Annotated in this window: 19 protein-coding genes and 1 pseudogene; 15 read left to right on the top strand and 5 right to left on the bottom strand. The window is 49.1% G+C overall.

All coding sequences use genetic code 11. From position 1 onward, the window contains the following. Positions 1-8: 8 nt before the first annotated feature. From NFS31_RS02610 to NFS31_RS02600, 3 genes are read right to left on the bottom strand one after another with little or no spacing between them, the layout of a single operon-like run. Positions 9-215 carry a hypothetical protein gene (locus NFS31_RS02610; RefSeq protein ID WP_251491277.1) on the bottom strand — a complete coding sequence of 69 codons (207 nt, stop codon included), beginning with the start codon at positions 213-215 and terminating at the stop codon, positions 9-11. A gap of 51 nt (positions 216-266) precedes the next feature. Further along, positions 267-491 carry a hypothetical protein gene (locus NFS31_RS02605; RefSeq protein ID WP_251491275.1) on the bottom strand — a complete coding sequence of 75 codons (225 nt, stop codon included), beginning with the start codon at positions 489-491 and terminating at the stop codon, positions 267-269. 46 nt (positions 492-537) lie between these two features. Next, on the bottom strand, positions 538-765 hold the full coding sequence (locus tag NFS31_RS02600) for a hypothetical protein (protein ID WP_251491272.1): 228 nt from the start codon (positions 763-765) through the stop codon (positions 538-540). 140 nt (positions 766-905) lie between these two features. Here NFS31_RS02600 and NFS31_RS02595 point away from each other — a divergent pair, with 140 nt between their 5' ends. Next, positions 906-1,124 (top strand): helix-turn-helix domain-containing protein, encoded by a 219-nt coding sequence (locus NFS31_RS02595; protein WP_251491269.1) that lies wholly within the window; start codon positions 906-908, stop codon positions 1,122-1,124. Between the two features lie 88 nt (positions 1,125-1,212). Continuing rightward, positions 1,213-1,380 carry a hypothetical protein gene (locus tag NFS31_RS02590; RefSeq protein WP_251491266.1) on the top strand — a complete coding sequence of 56 codons (168 nt, stop codon included), beginning with the start codon at positions 1,213-1,215 and terminating at the stop codon, positions 1,378-1,380. 126 nt (positions 1,381-1,506) lie between these two features. Here NFS31_RS02590 and NFS31_RS02585 read toward each other — a convergent pair whose 3' ends face one another. After that, complete coding sequence (locus tag NFS31_RS02585; protein ID WP_251491263.1) at positions 1,507-1,797, bottom strand: helix-turn-helix domain-containing protein; 291 nt, start codon at positions 1,795-1,797, stop codon at positions 1,507-1,509. A gap of 264 nt (positions 1,798-2,061) precedes the next feature. On the opposite strand from NFS31_RS02585, the gene NFS31_RS02580 reads away from it, so the two are divergent. The 5 genes and pseudogenes from NFS31_RS02580 to NFS31_RS02560 all read left to right on the top strand — a co-directional run bounded on the left by NFS31_RS02580 (position 2,062) and on the right by NFS31_RS02560 (position 7,699). Then, positions 2,062-2,649, top strand: coding sequence for an ORF6N domain-containing protein (locus NFS31_RS02580; protein WP_251491260.1), 588 nt, complete (start codon positions 2,062-2,064; stop codon positions 2,647-2,649). Positions 2,650-2,752: 103 nt separating this feature from the next. Then, positions 2,753-3,175, top strand: a pseudogene (locus NFS31_RS02575) (glycosyl hydrolase family 18 protein); the annotation flags it as partial. 266 nt (positions 3,176-3,441) lie between these two features. Continuing rightward, positions 3,442-4,203, top strand: a complete 762-nt coding sequence (locus NFS31_RS02570; RefSeq protein ID WP_251491258.1) for an exodeoxyribonuclease III — start codon at positions 3,442-3,444, stop codon at positions 4,201-4,203. Between the two features lie 87 nt (positions 4,204-4,290). Then, positions 4,291-6,399 carry an alpha-amylase gene (locus NFS31_RS02565; RefSeq protein WP_251491254.1) on the top strand — a complete coding sequence of 703 codons (2,109 nt, stop codon included), beginning with the start codon at positions 4,291-4,293 and terminating at the stop codon, positions 6,397-6,399. Positions 6,400-6,463: 64 nt separating this feature from the next. Continuing rightward, a complete protein-coding gene (locus tag NFS31_RS02560; RefSeq protein WP_251491252.1) occupies positions 6,464-7,699 on the top strand; it encodes a S8 family peptidase in 1,236 nt (411 codons plus the stop codon). A 58-nt stretch (positions 7,700-7,757) separates the two neighbouring features. On the opposite strand, the gene NFS31_RS02555 is transcribed toward NFS31_RS02560, so the two are convergent. Beyond that, the gene (locus NFS31_RS02555) at positions 7,758-8,621 is read right to left on the bottom strand and encodes a class I SAM-dependent methyltransferase (RefSeq protein WP_251491250.1); all 864 of its coding nucleotides are present in this window, start codon (positions 8,619-8,621) and stop codon (positions 7,758-7,760) included. Positions 8,622-8,809: 188 nt separating this feature from the next. On the opposite strand from NFS31_RS02555, the gene NFS31_RS02550 reads away from it, so the two are divergent. The 8 genes from NFS31_RS02550 (at position 8,810) to rplV (ending at position 14,432) form a co-directional block, all read left to right on the top strand. Next, positions 8,810-10,204, top strand: a complete 1,395-nt coding sequence (locus tag NFS31_RS02550; protein WP_251491248.1) for a PspC-like choline-binding domain-containing protein — start codon at positions 8,810-8,812, stop codon at positions 10,202-10,204. Between the two features lie 523 nt (positions 10,205-10,727). Next, positions 10,728-11,045 carry a 30S ribosomal protein S10 gene (rpsJ, locus tag NFS31_RS02545; RefSeq protein WP_251491246.1) on the top strand — a complete coding sequence of 106 codons (318 nt, stop codon included), beginning with the start codon at positions 10,728-10,730 and terminating at the stop codon, positions 11,043-11,045. Between the two features lie 153 nt (positions 11,046-11,198). Then, on the top strand, positions 11,199-11,834 hold the full coding sequence (gene rplC, locus NFS31_RS02540) for a 50S ribosomal protein L3 (protein WP_251491244.1): 636 nt from the start codon (positions 11,199-11,201) through the stop codon (positions 11,832-11,834). Between the two features lie 29 nt (positions 11,835-11,863). Further along, the gene (gene rplD / locus NFS31_RS02535) at positions 11,864-12,484 is read left to right on the top strand and encodes a 50S ribosomal protein L4 (RefSeq protein WP_160225771.1); all 621 of its coding nucleotides are present in this window, start codon (positions 11,864-11,866) and stop codon (positions 12,482-12,484) included. Then, positions 12,484-12,783, top strand: coding sequence for a 50S ribosomal protein L23 (rplW, locus tag NFS31_RS02530; protein ID WP_160225770.1), 300 nt, complete (start codon positions 12,484-12,486; stop codon positions 12,781-12,783). The genes rplD and rplW overlap by 1 nt, the downstream gene beginning before the upstream one ends. Positions 12,784-12,876: 93 nt before the next feature. Further along, a complete protein-coding gene (gene rplB / locus NFS31_RS02525; RefSeq protein ID WP_251491242.1) occupies positions 12,877-13,716 on the top strand; it encodes a 50S ribosomal protein L2 in 840 nt (279 codons plus the stop codon). 17 nt (positions 13,717-13,733) lie between these two features. Continuing rightward, a complete protein-coding gene (gene rpsS / locus NFS31_RS02520; protein ID WP_160225768.1) occupies positions 13,734-14,015 on the top strand; it encodes a 30S ribosomal protein S19 in 282 nt (93 codons plus the stop codon). A 30-nt stretch (positions 14,016-14,045) separates the two neighbouring features. Continuing rightward, a complete protein-coding gene (gene rplV / locus NFS31_RS02515) occupies positions 14,046-14,432 on the top strand; it encodes a 50S ribosomal protein L22 (RefSeq protein ID WP_251491240.1) in 387 nt (128 codons plus the stop codon). The last annotated feature ends 7 nt before the right edge of the window (positions 14,433-14,439 follow it).

Genomic DNA, 14,439 nt, shown 5'->3' with positions numbered 1-14,439 from the left:
GGTAGGTTTTATCCTGCCGCCTGTTCCTTTACATATTGTTCAAATTCTTTTGGTGTTATACAAAGAGTCGCAATAGCAAGACTGTAAACCCATTTCTCTGCCGCTTCTTTGCTTTCTTTTTGGAGTATTTCGAGCATTTTCTTCTGGACTTCCTCTTTTTCGGTCAGTTCTGCCGCCCTATCCCCTAAAATTTTGCATACTTCTTTATCTGTCATATCTCCCTCGCTTTCTCCCTGCATTACCCGGCAGGGACGGGATGGAATTAATCAATCAGCAACAATTTCAATGTAATGTTTCCAGGTTCCGTCTGCCTTCTTACCAAAAGACCCAAATCGCTTTAATTCGCGTTCTCCAAAAGGGCTTTTTATAAGTTCCGCTCCACACATAAAGTGGCGAGAAATAATTTTCCTTTTTGGCGTTGTTTCCCTAATCTCGAAAATATCAGGTGAATCCCATCCAGTCCAGACTTCTAAAACATCTTTTGCCTTCATCTCTTACCTTCTTTCTCCCGGCGCAACCCTGCCGGGTGGATGATATCTAACAATTTACAACCGCCTGTATCCCTGCAACTATCAGCTCATAAGTGACTCCTTTTAATGACTTTGCCCTGTCTATAAGAGCTTTGTGCATTACGGATGGCATCCTATGTACACCGTTAAGAACGGCTAAGCATTCATCGTAGTTAAGGATATTTATCATTTCCAGCGCTTGCTGCATGTTTTCCAATCTATCAATTTTCTTTTTTGCTAAATCTTTTCTTGTCATTTTCCATGTCCTCCATTCCTTTGATAAATCTATTATAAACCAATATTGGTTTAATGTCAAATACTTTTAAACTTTATTTGGATTATTTTTCTTGACTTTTATTTAATATCAAATTAGAATGGAAGAAAGGAGGTTCATTTATGCTGGCATATAAAATAGATGTGATAGAAACGCTGAAGGAATCAGGGTATAATAGCACTAGAATATTAAGGGAAAATATACTTAGTCAATCCGCTATGCAGAAGTTGAGAAAAGGGGAAATGATAGGAATAAAGACATTGGAACAGCTTTGTGAATTATTAGATATGCAACCGGGAAATATAATAAAGTATGTAGAAAATAAACCAAAAAAAATTTAATTTTTTCGTTGACAATAAACCAAAATTAGTTTATAATGATATTATCAGATGGGGCAAGTAAATCTGAAATACGGAAAGAGAGGCAGGAATGGAGATAATGACAGATAAACAGGTAAGGTTTTTAACATGGTTAATAACCACAGCAACAGATAAATGCACATCCATTGAGGAAGTACACGAACTGAATCGGGAGATCAGAAAACATTCAGATGGACTGATCGATTTAGCAGTAAAGGAAGATAAAGAAAAGGAATAAAAATGAGAGCGGGACTTGCCACCGCTCTTTTCTTTTGAAAAATCTCCCACGACAAGAGGCGGCAGTGATGCCGTTCCTCACGAGAAGATTCTGTGATACAAGGCGGCAGGGAAACTTGCCGTTTTATTATAGTAGCCTGCTTAACTCGGTTAAATTGCCATGTTCATCCATAATAAGAGAGTTCCAAGTGTCATCATCGGGATTGTATTCTCGCAATATTTGACCGGCCTCCAAAAACTCGGATAAACTAACGCCGAGAGCAGATGCTATTTTTCTCAGGTTTTCTACACTGAGAGCGTATTTATTTGCTTCATATTGCCGTATTGTTATTTCAGCCAATCCAGTCACTACGCCAAGCTGTTTCTGTGTTACTTGGCGTGCCTTGCGAATAATTTTAATTTTTTCGCCAATAGCCATAGGTTCAACTCCTTAATAGTAGTGTAAAATTAGAAGATGAGTTACAGAAAGAAGCCAAAATTGAGGCGATACGACAGAATAAGTCGTTGACACAGTATGTATCTGATCTTGTGAAAAAGGAACTTGAAACTAAAAAAGAGCAAACACAGAAGCTTTGACCGGCAATGCGTTTGCTCAATCAACAAATCCAGAAAGGACTTATATATTCAGTATAACATTTCTTTTCTGGAAAAACAAGAATTTTTTAGAAAGGAAGATTTTGTTATGTCGGGAAAAGTAGTAAAAGTGAACAATCAGAATGTAGCCATCAAGGATTTCAACGGGCAGAGAGTAGTTACTTTTAAGGATATTGATACCGTACATGAAAGAGCAGATGGAACAGCCAGAAAGAGATTTAATGATAACAAGAATCATTTCGTTGAAGGCGAAGATTTCTTTGTTTTAACCCAGCCGTCCGAAATTCGGACACTTGGTATTGAAAGACCACAAGGTGGTGTTCCGGAAAAAGTAACCCTTGTCACAGAATCCGGCTACCTCATGCTGGTAAAGTCTTTTACTGATGATTTAGCCTGGAATGTTCAGCGCCAGCTTGTGAAATCTTATTTTAAAGCCGTTCAGCAGAATGAGACAAAGCGGAAGGTTCAGTCCGGGCGTCTTTCCCTGTCCTCCGCAAGCATAATGGTAAAAAATGTTATAGGAAGCCTGGAATGCGCAAGGGTAGAACCCGCGTACATAGCGGCGGAGGTAAAACGCCTATATTCAACATTAGGATATGAAATAATGACAGCCGCCGTTATTTTACCGGATCTTACGGCAGAACCGAAAAAGAGGTTGCTTAGACACCGCCTATAGGCGGTACCGAAAAATGCCCTGGAGGGGCTTATCCAGACCACCGACAGAGCCGGTGGTCAAGCCGTATGGCTGTGATTAATATTACCATAAATCTATCGGCTCATATACATACGGCCCCCCAATGGCCGTGGCCCCCTTAAACATGGTCCGCCGCGTGGCGGAATATGCGCTGACCGAGATTCCCAGGGAGAAGATCCGGCTGGGAGTGCCGAATTACGGCTATGACTGGGCTCTGCCCTATGAGCGGGGGGTGACAAAGGCCGTGAGTCTGGGCTATACGGATGCGATCCGTCTGGCGATTGACCACGGCGTGCCGATTCAGTTTGACGAGATCGCAAAATGTCCGTTTTTCCGGTACTGGCAGTATGGAATTCTGCATGAGGTATGGTTTGAAGATGTGCGGAGCATGCAGGCGACCTTTGATCTGATAAAGGAGCTCGGACTTTCCGGAGCCGGGTACTGGCAGCTTATGCGGCTGTTCCGCGCGAACTGGCTGCTGGCCGAGGCGGAATTTGAGATTTTATAAGAGCGCCCCGGGCCGGCTGATGCTGATGTATACACAGTATCCGGGAGTAACCGTTCAGAGGCTGCCTGAACGGTTACATCCGGGAAACGGAATTTATGGATTGTCGTACGATTTCTCTTCCATATTTCCATATGAAATGATATACTAAATACATAGGAAAAGAAGAATTATGGTTCAGTATGCGGCTTTGCGGGATTTTTTCGTAACAGTTCAGAGCTTATCTGAACTGTTACATGTTTTCTGTGGGCTGCATAAGGAGAAAAAGGATGAAAAAACTGATTTCCTGGAACGTGAATGGGATTAGGGCCTGCGTTTCTAAGGGTTTTCTGGACAGATTCAGGGAGCTGGACGCTGATGTATTCTGTATACAGGAGACAAAGCTTCAGGACGGGCAGATTACGCTTGATCTGGACGGATATTATCAATACTGGAATTATGCACAGAAGAAAGGTTATTCAGGAACGGCTCTGTTTACAAAGGAACAGCCGATTTCCGTGTGCCGCGGGATAGGGATGGAGGAACATGATCAGGAGGGACGCGTCATCACGGCCGAATACGATCGCTTCTATGTCGTGACGTGTTATACGCCGAATTCCCAGGAGGGGCTTGCAAGGCTTCCTTACCGGATGCGCTGGGAGGATGATTTCCGGTCGTATTTGGGTTCTCTGGAAGAAAAAAAGCCGGTGATTTTCTGCGGGGATTTGAATGTGGCGCATCAGGAGATTGATTTGAAGAACCCGAAGACAAACCGGAAGAATGCGGGATTTACAGATGATGAGAGGGAGAAATTTACCAGGCTTCTGAATGCGGGCTATATTGATACGTACCGTTATTTCTATCCTGAGCAGGAAGGGGTTTATTCATGGTGGTCGTACCGCTTTAAGGCGAGAGAGAAGAACGCGGGATGGCGTATTGATTATTTCTGCGCTTCCGAACGCTTAAAGGATCGCCTGTACGGCGCGTCGATCCATACGGAAATCTTCGGCTCGGATCACTGTCCGGTGGAGCTGTTGCTGAAAACGGAATAGAGATTTGTGCAGCATTGTGTAAATAACGGTGAATTAAGTGGAATTTGCGCAGCGCTGCGCCAGGCTACAGAAGATGGGGGATGACGAATGAAGGCAGACAAAATTAAGACGGCGCAGCACAGCAGAGGATGCTATGTGCCGGGCATTACCGGAATTGAGGGTGGAATTCGTATCTGTACTGTGGCTTCCGGGAAAAGCTGCAGCCTGCTGGTTTATGAGAAAGGCGGGAAAAAGGGGAGAGAGATCCCGTTTCCCCCGGAGCAGAGGATTGGGAACGTGTGGTCCATGGATTTACTGGCAGAGGATTTTGCCGATCTGGAATACTGCTTAAAAGTCGATGGAAGGGAGGAGACGGATCCGTATGGCCGGGCTTACTCGGGCCGGGAGCGGTGGGGAGCCGGAGCGTCGGCAAGACAGCCGGTCCGATGCCTGTTCGAGCCTGTCCCCTATGACTGGGAAGGCGATAAGCCTTTGAAGCAGCCCCTTTCGGATATGATTCTTTACCGCATTCACACAAGAGGATTTACGATGCATGGTTCTTCTAAGGTGGAGGACCGTGGAACCTTTCGGGCCATTCTGGCAAAAATTCCGTACCTGAAGGAATTGGGGATAACGGCGCTTGAGCTGATGCCTCCCAACGAATTTGAAGAGCGGATGACAGAGACGGACGAGGCAAAGAATCCGTATGCCCCTCCGATACCGGAGGGGAAGCTGAACTACTGGGGATATGCGAAAAGCTGGCATTTTGCGCCGAAGGCGGCTTATGCGTCCGGAAAGGCTGTCCCCGGTGGAAAGTCGCCGTGCCGCGAATTTAAGGATCTGGTTAAGGCGCTGCACCAAAACGGGATAGAGCTGATTATAGAGCTGTATTTTACGGGAAAGGAGAGCGCCGGCCTTGTACAGGAGGCGGTTCGTTTCTGGGTTCGCGAATATCATGTGGACGGCGTTCACCTGGTGGGAGCGGCCCCGACAGCCCTTCTGGCCGATGATCCCCTGCTGGCGGATACAAAGCTGTTTGCAGTTTCCTGGGACGGCCTTTTGCCCGTAAAGGCAGGATCGCGGGAAATAGAGGCCGGACAGTGGGCGGCGCGCCGCTTTGCTGAGTACAACGACGGCTTTATGATCGATATGCGCCGGGCGCTGAAAGGCGACGAGGGCCAGATTAATCCGATGATTTTCCGCACCCGCAGAAATCCCGGCGGATACGGAGTCGTGAACTATATGGCCAATACGAACGGCTTTACCATGATGGACATGGTTTCTTATGAGCAAAAGCACAATGAGGCGAACGGGGAAGATAACCGGGACGGGAGCGACTATAACTGTACCTGGAACTGTGGGGTCGAAGGCCCGTCCAGGAAGATGAAGATCCGGCAGATGCGCCGCCGGCAGTTGCGTAATGCGTTTCTTCTGCTGCTGCTGAGCCAGGGAACACCGCTTATCATGGCCGGCGACGAATTCGGGAATTCCAAGGGAGGCAACAATAACTCCTATTGCCAGGACAATGATATTTCCTGGCTCAACTGGAATCTTGTAAAAAGCAATCAGGATTTGCTGGAATTTGTCAAATATGCAATCGCTTTCCGGAAAAAGCACCCTGTATTTCATATGGAGACAGAGCCGAAAAATATTGACTATCTGGTCTGCGGCCATCCGGACGTATCATATCACGGAGTCAGGGCCTGGTGTCCGGAGTTTGAGGGCTTCAGGCGTCAGCTTGGGATTATGTACTGCGGAGAATACGGGAGAAAGGCGGATCAGACGCCCGACGACTATTTCTTTGTCGCATATAATATGCACTGGGAGCCGCATGAGTTTGCGCTTCCCAAGCTTCCGAAGGGAATGCGCTGGCATGTGTCATTCAATACAGATGACGCCAAAGTGAATGGAATTTACCCGGAGGGCGGCGAGCCGGTTTTGGAAAATCAGAAGAGCTGTCTGATTCCGGCCAGAAGCATTGTCGTATTTATCGGCCTTCGCGCCGGAAAAGGCGGAGAGGCGGTGTACAGCCAGAAAGCCCATCCGGAAGGCGGCGCACAAAAGCCAGACGCCGCCGGAGAAAAACGATCCGCAACCAGAGCGGACGCAAAGACAGCAGCCAAAGCGGACGCAAAGACAGCAGCCAAAGCGGACGCAAAGACAGCAGCCAAAGCGGGCGCTGAGAGCAAAGGTGAAGGTAAAGACACAGACATCTGAACGCTTATACCTGAAGCGCTTACAGGAAAAAGAGTGAAAATGGCGGAGGAAGAGGCGGAGATACATGAGAAAGAAGGTAGCAGCAGGAATCAGAAGCAGATTAAAGTCAGCCGTTTCGCTGACGCTGGCCGGGGCGCTTTTATGTATGGCCGGAAGCGCTGAGGCGGACAGGGAGACGATCCGCAAGCAGTCTTATTTTCTGGGGCCCAATTATAATACGATGCCCTGGTCGGATTACTACGGGAGCTATCAGTGGGCTCTGCAGAATAACGGATTTTTCAGACTGGTGTCCGCCGGACAGCTTACCGCGGGGAACGAAAGCGGAGTGGACGGCCCGGCTGACGGAGGCAGTACCGATGTGCTGTCTGTGGAAGGCATTGACATTCATATCCTTCCCGCCTGGGAGAAATATGCGGCAAGAGAGGGCAAACGCCCGGTTACGGTGGCGCTGATCGATACAGGAGTGGATATCAGCCATCCGGAGCTGAGCGGTTCCATCTGGCTCAATGAAGATGAGATACCGGGAGACGGGATTGACAATGACGGTAACGGATACGTGGATGATTACTACGGCTGGAATTTTTATAACGATAACGCGGCTGTTTTTTCCGGAAAAGAGGATGATCACGGTACGCATTCCGCGGGAACGATCGCGGCGGCGCGAAATTCGGAAGGGATCGCCGGTATCTGTGATCCGGCCTATGTCAAGATCATGGTGTTGAAAACACTGGGAACAGAGGCGGGCATTGGCACCGCGGGCAATGTGTCGCGCGCGATCCGGTATGCGGAGGCAAACGGCGCTCAGATTTGTAATTTGAGCTTCGGGACCGTTCACTACAGCGAGGAGCTCTACCGCACGATGAAGGAGTCGGGCATGCTGTTCGTGGTAGCGGCGGGAAACGGGGATCAGACCGGAAACGGCATTGACATCGGAAGCAGCCCGGTCTATCCGGCGAGCTTTGACCTGGAAAATATCATTGCCGTGGCAAACTTACAGTTTGACGGCCAGCTTGATCCTGCTTCCAATTACAGCGCCGTACATGTGGATCTGGCGGCGCCGGGAAGCTACATACTGAGCACGGTATCCGGCGGCGGCGTAAATTACATGAGCGGTACGTCCATGGCCGCGCCGATGGTTACCGGGGCGGCGGCTATGATGGCCTCCTATGACCCGTCTCTTGGAGCTATGGATCTCAAAAGCCGGATTTTAAGCTCCGTCCGCCGCCTGGAGACGCTGGAGGGGAAGGTCGCCACAGGCGGCATGCTGGATGTGACAGCGGCTATGGCATTTTCCGGCTGACATGTTATATGAGGATATCTCCAAAGGAGCCGGATCCGGGTTATGCCGCGCAGGAATATCAGCGGCATTCCCAGCGCCCGGACGCGCCGCAGGGCAGGATAAGGCCGCTCTCCTCAACCGGCAGTCCCAGCTCGCCGGAGCACACATGTCCCCTGTGCTTTGGCATCAGCTCCACAGAGAGCATGTAGGTCAGCACAGAAGGCGCGAGTCCCGTGGTATAGGAATTGATCAGGAGGAACAGGGGCTGATCGGATAAAAGCTGTGCGCACAGCCTGACAAAGGGGTGGATGGAATCTTCAATCTTCCATACCTCGCCCTTTGGTCCCCGCCCATAAGACGGCGGATCCATAATGATACCGTCATAATGGTTTCCGCGGCGTATTTCCCGCTCGACGAACTTCACGCAGTCATCCACGATCCAGCGGATGGGGGCGTCCGAAAGTCCGGACGAGCGGGCGTTTTCTTTTGCCCAGGAAACCATGCCCTTTGAGGCGTCCACATGGGTCACAGCAGCCCCGGCTTTGGCAGCGGCCAGAGTGGCCCCGCCCGTGTAGGCAAAGAGATTCAGTACCCGGATCGGCCGCCCGGCTGTGCGGATGCGCTCCCCAAACCAGTCCCAGTTCGCAGCCTGTTCCGGAAACAGCCCGGTGTGCTTGAAGCTGAACGGTTTTAAATGAAAGGTGAGTTCTTTGTAGCGGATTGACCACTGCTGCGGCAGATCAAAGAATTCCCACTCGCCGCCGCCGCGCGGGCTCCTGTGATAGTGGGCGTTCATCCGTTTCCAGCCCCGGTGCTTCCTGGGCGTGTCCCAGATAACCTGGGGATCCGGGCGGACCAGGGTATAGTCCCCCCATCTCTCCAGCTTTTCGCCTTTGGAGCAGTCAATTACTTTATAGTCTTTCCAGCCGTCGGCTATCCACATGATTTTGTATTCCTCCGATTTTTTCTGAATGATAATACCTTTATTTTGAAGGCTTTAAGGGGAAAAGTCAAGGGAATTCGGACTGGCATTAAATCGTAATCAAATTGAAAGATTATTCTGCTTGAACATTTAATACTCCCTTGATAAAATGTTCTATAGGTTATTGCATACATGAGGGAGGGCTCTATATGAGGAAGAAACGAATCGCGGCGCTGGCTGTTTCCGCTGTGCTGGCGCTTGGAACCATGACTTATACGTCGTATGCGGCGGAAGGCTGGCAGCAGTCAGGCGCGGACTGGGTCTACACGGATGCGAATGGTAATAAAATTACAAATGAGTGGAGAAAAGGGGCGGACAACCTTTGGAGATACTTAAACAGCCAGGGCATTATGGCTGTAAACGCCTGGGCGGACGACGATTATTACGTTGACAACAACGGCATCATGGTGACCAACAAGTGGATGAAGCTGCCGGTCAAGAATCCGAACTGGGATGAGCAGAACGATCTGGTATGGTATTATTTTTCCAACAGCGGAAAAGCCGTGACAGACGGATGGTCCAAGATAGACGGAAAATATTATTTCTTTGATTCCGAAGGCATTATGCAGACGGGCTGGGTGGACGACGACACATATTACCTGGGCGAGGACGGCGCGATGCGCACCGGATGGATGTTCCTGCGCGATCCGGATTCGGACGACGATTCCTTTAGCAATGAGGTGGTTCCGTTCGGAGATGACGAGGACAGCCATTGGTACTATTTCTTAAGCTCCGGAAAGAAATATGCGCCGAGCATATCAAGCGGAGACTACAAGCTCTATAAGATTGACGGCGTTTACTACTGCTTTGACGGTAACGGCGCGATGCATACCGGCTGGGTGGATATGGGCGACAAGGGAGACGGAAGCTTTGAAAACTACCGTTTCTTCCAGGATAACGGCAGCGTACAGACCGGCTGGTACACGACCACCCCTCCGGAGGACAATGACTTAAACATGGATCTGGGCGGCGATGTGGAATATTACTATTTCTCCAGTAACGGCACCCCGAAGGTAGGCCCCCCCATCGAGGAAGCATCCACAAGCGATTTAGTGAAAATCAACGGAATCACCTACCTCTTCAATGAAAAGGGAAACCCCGTTTACGGTTTAAGAAAGCTCCAGGTAGGCAACACCGGCGAATACGCCTGCTACTACTTCGGCCCGGACAAAGCCACCAGCTCTGTCATCAAAGGGAAAGGCACAGTAGAAGAAGGCGACGGCTCCAAGAGCCAGTTCTACTTCACAGAAACCGGAAACAAAATGGGCCGCGGTTTTACCGGCGTGAAAGACACTTACCTGTACTATATGGGCAAGCTCCAGAAAGCCGAGAGCGGCACGAAATATGAAGCGATCAACATCGAAGGCAAGATTTATCTGGTGAATACATCCGGAAAGATCGTGAAATCCGGAAGTGTAAAGGACTCCAGCGGGACCAAATATAAAACCAATACCAGCGGGCAGGTTACGCAGGTGGACGGGGAAGATAACGATGGAAAATCCTTGGCCAGAGGACCGGTTGAGCCGGTTTACTGGGACGAATAGGGCATCCGTAAGCCGTAATTGATTATAGAAGAAAAGCGAATTTGCAGAAAGAAGGCGTAAGCTTTGATGCGGATTCGCTTTTTTGGTTGTTGGGTAAAGTAGTTGTGAGAGGGCCGCCATCCCTTTATCCCGCGGCACATTCTATGAATAACACCAAATCCGAAAAATCATAAAACCAGAGAAAAACCTGAGAAAAACATGCAAAAACATCTTGCAATCCCCCCAAAAATGTGATATGCTATCAAAGCTGTGGCATGATAGCAATGAAGCGTGAGGTTGCTGTTCCCTATATATTATATAGAAGAAACAGGTTTTCCGCGGAGCGAATGTCAAGTTAGGAAACTGGCGACAAGTCACTGTACAATTTCAAAGGATATCCCCCGAACCAGGGGATTTCGTGTATATCCCGCAGGGACACACACGGACATGTGTACAGTCACCGCTTGTCGTGCTTATTTATGGCGGTAGAACGATTGCAGAGAGCAGTTCTATCGTGTAGTACGAAAAGGAGGCGACTTTTTTTATGGCAAGTCAAGTTATGAGAATCACATTGAAGGCTTATGATCACCAGTTGGTAGACCAGTCCGCTGCAAAGATCATTGAGACGGTAAAGAAAAACGGAGCGAAAGTGAGCGGGCCGGTGCCGCTGCCGACGAAGAAAGAGGTAGTGACCATTTTAAGAGCAGTTCATAAGTATAAAGATTCGAGAGAGCAGTTTGAGCAGAGAACACATAAGAGGCTCATTGACATCATTGCCCCCAGCCAGAAGACAGTGGATGCATTGCAGAGACTGGAGATGCCGGCTGGCGTTTGCATCAACGTAAAGATGAAGGCGAAATAAGCAGCCAAAGCGGCTTATAATTCATGCAAATCCTAAAAGGTTTAGATAGACATAGAAAGCCGGCGGCTTTCGGTTCTGGACTGTTCTAGGATGAGCGCGGGGAGCACATGTGCAAAGCGCGTTCCGCTGTAGAAAAAGACAGGAGGTCAAAAAATGAAGAAAGCGATTTTAGCTACCAAAGTCGGAATGACTCAAATCTTCAACGAAGATGGAGTGTTGACTCCGGTAACCGTCCTTCAGGCAGGACCGTGTGTGGTGACACAGGTTAAGACAGAGGAGAATGACGGCTACAAAGCAGTACAGGTTGGTTTTGTTGACAAGAGAGAGAAGCTTGTGAACAAGCCGGTAAAAGGACATTTTGACAAGGCGGGCGTTTCGTACAAGAGATATGTGAGAGAGTTTTGTCTTGAGAACGCCGAGGAATATTCCGTTAAGGACGAGATCAAGGCGGATATCTTTGCTGCGGGCGACAAGGTTGATGCGACTGCCATCTCTAAAGGTAAGGGCTTTCAGGGCGCTATCAAGAGACATGGCCAGCACAGAGGACCTATGACACACGGTTCCAAATTCCATCGTCATCAGGGTTCCAACGGTTCCGCTACCACACCCGGACGCGTGTTCAAGGGTAAAGGAATGCCGGGCCACATGGGGCATGAGAGAGTTACGGTTCAGAATCTGCAGATTGTGAGAGTGGATGCTGACAATAACCTCATCCTCATCAAGGGCTCTGTACCCGGACCTAAGAAATCCTTAGTAACAATCAAAGAGACAGTAAAGGCCGGCAAATAGGGTTTTTACAGGAAAGGAGGAACATACAGATGGCAAACGTATCTGTTTTCAATATGGAAGGCAACGAAGTCGGCACATTAGAGTTAAATGACGCCGTATTCGGTGTAGAAGTAAACGAACATCTGGTTCACATGGCTGTTGTGGCGCAGCTCGCCAACAAGCGTCAGGGAACACAGAAGGCAAAAACACGTTCCGAAGTTTCCGGCGGCGGAAGAAAACCGTGGAGACAGAAAGGAACCGGACATGCAAGGCAGGGTTCAACGAGAGCGCCCCAGTGGAAGGGCGGCGGCGTGGTATTTGCCCCGACTCCGCGCGACTACACCATCCGTCTGAATAAGAAGGAAAAGAGGGCCGCATTAAAATCCGCCCTGACGAGCAGAGTGAACGAGAATAAATTCATTGTTGTTGACGCCATGAATTTTGACGAGATCAAGACAAAGAAATTCGTGTCTGTCATGAACAATTTAAAGATTGACAAGGCGCTGGTTGTACTGGACGAGGGTTGCAGGAACACCGTATTATCCGCGAGAAACATCCCGACCGTTAAGACAGCTTCAGCGGGCACCATCAACGTATACGATATCTTAAAATACAGCACGGTAGTGGCGACCAAGGCCGCTGTGGCTTCTATCGAGGAGGTGTATGCATAATGGCAAACATTCAGTACTACGACGTAATCCTCAAGCCGGTTGTGACCGAGAAGAGCATGAACGCGATGAACGAGAGGAAATATACCTTTTTAGTTCACACAGAAGCGAACAAGTCCATGATCAAAGAGGCGGTTGAGAAGATGTTCCCCGGAACAAAGGTTGAGAAGGTTAATACCATGAATCTGGACGGCAAGACCAAGAGACGCGGCATGACCTTCGGAAAAACGGCGAAGACCAAAAAGGCGATTGTCCAGCTTACGGCAGACAGCAAGGAGATCGAGATTTTCGCGGGCCTGTAGGCCGCGGCAAAATTGCAGGAAGCAGCGGCGAACCCTATGCCGCGATAACGTTTTTAGAAACGCCAGGAGGCGTTGACGAAAGGAGTTAGAGTCATGGGAATCAAAACATACACCCCATATACACCTTCCAGGAGACATATGACCGGCTCTGATTTCTCTGAGATTACGAAGACGACACCAGAGAAATCCTTAGTGGTATCTTTAAAGAAGAACGCCGGCCGTAATAATCAGGGCAAAATCACAGTAAGGCACCGCGGAGGCGGCTCCAGAAGAAAATACAGAATCATTGATTTTAAGAGAAATAAAAAAGACGGCATTCCGGCAACCGTACAGGCAATTGAGTACGATCCGAACAGAAGCGCGAACATCGCCCTGATCTGCTATGCAGACGGCGAGAAGGCTTATATCCTTGCCCCGGCCGGTTTACAGGTTGGCATGAAGGTTATGAGCGGCCCGCAGGCAGAGGCGAAGGTTGGAAACTGCCTTCCGCTTTCCGATATTCCGGTCGGCGCGCAGATTCACAATATTGAGCTCTATCCGGGCAAGGGCGGTCAGCTCGTGCGTTCCGCAGGGAATACCGCTCAGTTAATGGCAAAAGAAGGAAAATATGCAACCCTCAGATTACCGTCCGGCGAGATGAGAATGGTTCCGATCATCTGCCGTGCAACCGTTGGCGTTGTCGGAAACGGCGATCACAACCTGATCAACATCGGTAAGGCAGGAAGAAAACGTCACATGGGTATCCGTCCTACGGTCCGCGGTTCGGTTATGAACCCGAACGACCATCCGCATGGCGGCGGCGAAGGAAAGACCGGTATCGGCCGTCCGGGTCCGTGCACGCCCTGGGGCAAACCTGCTCTTGGCTTAAAGACCAGAAAGAAGAATAAGCAGTCGAACAAGTTGATCGTAAGAAGAAGAAACGGTAAGCAGTAATCTAAGGAGGTATATCAATGGGTCGTTCATTAAAAAAAGGACCGTTTGCAGACGCTCACCTTTTAAAGAAGGTGGATGCAATGAACGCAGCAGGACAGAAACAGGTTATCAAAACCTGGTCCCGCCGTTCCACAATCTTCCCGCAGATGGTTGGACATACAATCGCAGTTCATGATGGCAGAAAACACGTTCCGGTATACATTACGGAGGACATGGTTGGACATAAGCTCGGCGAGTTTGTGGCCACAAGAACCTACAGAGGCCATGGAAAAGACGAGAAGAAGGCAGGCCGTAAGTAATTTTAGGCTTTTGAAAGGAGGGTTTCACCAATGGCTAAAGGACATAGATCCCAGATTAAGAGAGAAAGAAATGCTCAGAAGGATACGAGACCGTCAGCAAAGCTGTCTTACGCCAGAGTATCTGTTCAGAAAGCATGTTTCGTATTGGACGCCATCAGAGGCAAGGATGTTGAGACAGCGCTCGGTATTGTAACTTACAATCCCAGATATGCTTCTACTTTAATCAAAAAATTACTCGAATCAGCCATCGCAAATGCTGAGAACAACAATCAGATGGACAGGGAAAACCTTTACGTAGCCGAGTGCTATGCGAATAAAGGGCCGACCATGAAGAGAGTAAAACCGAGAGCACAGGGCAGAGCTTACAGGATCGAGAAGAGAATGAGCCACATCACAGTTGTGCTTGATGAGAAATAAAGGAGGC

Origin of the sequence: Otoolea muris (assembly GCF_943193115.1) — a bacterium.
In the GTDB taxonomy this organism is placed as follows: domain Bacteria; phylum Bacillota; class Clostridia; order Lachnospirales; family Lachnospiraceae; genus Otoolea; species Otoolea muris.
Note: the sequence above shows the minus strand (reverse complement) of the source record. Positions and strands in the feature narration are given on the sequence as shown.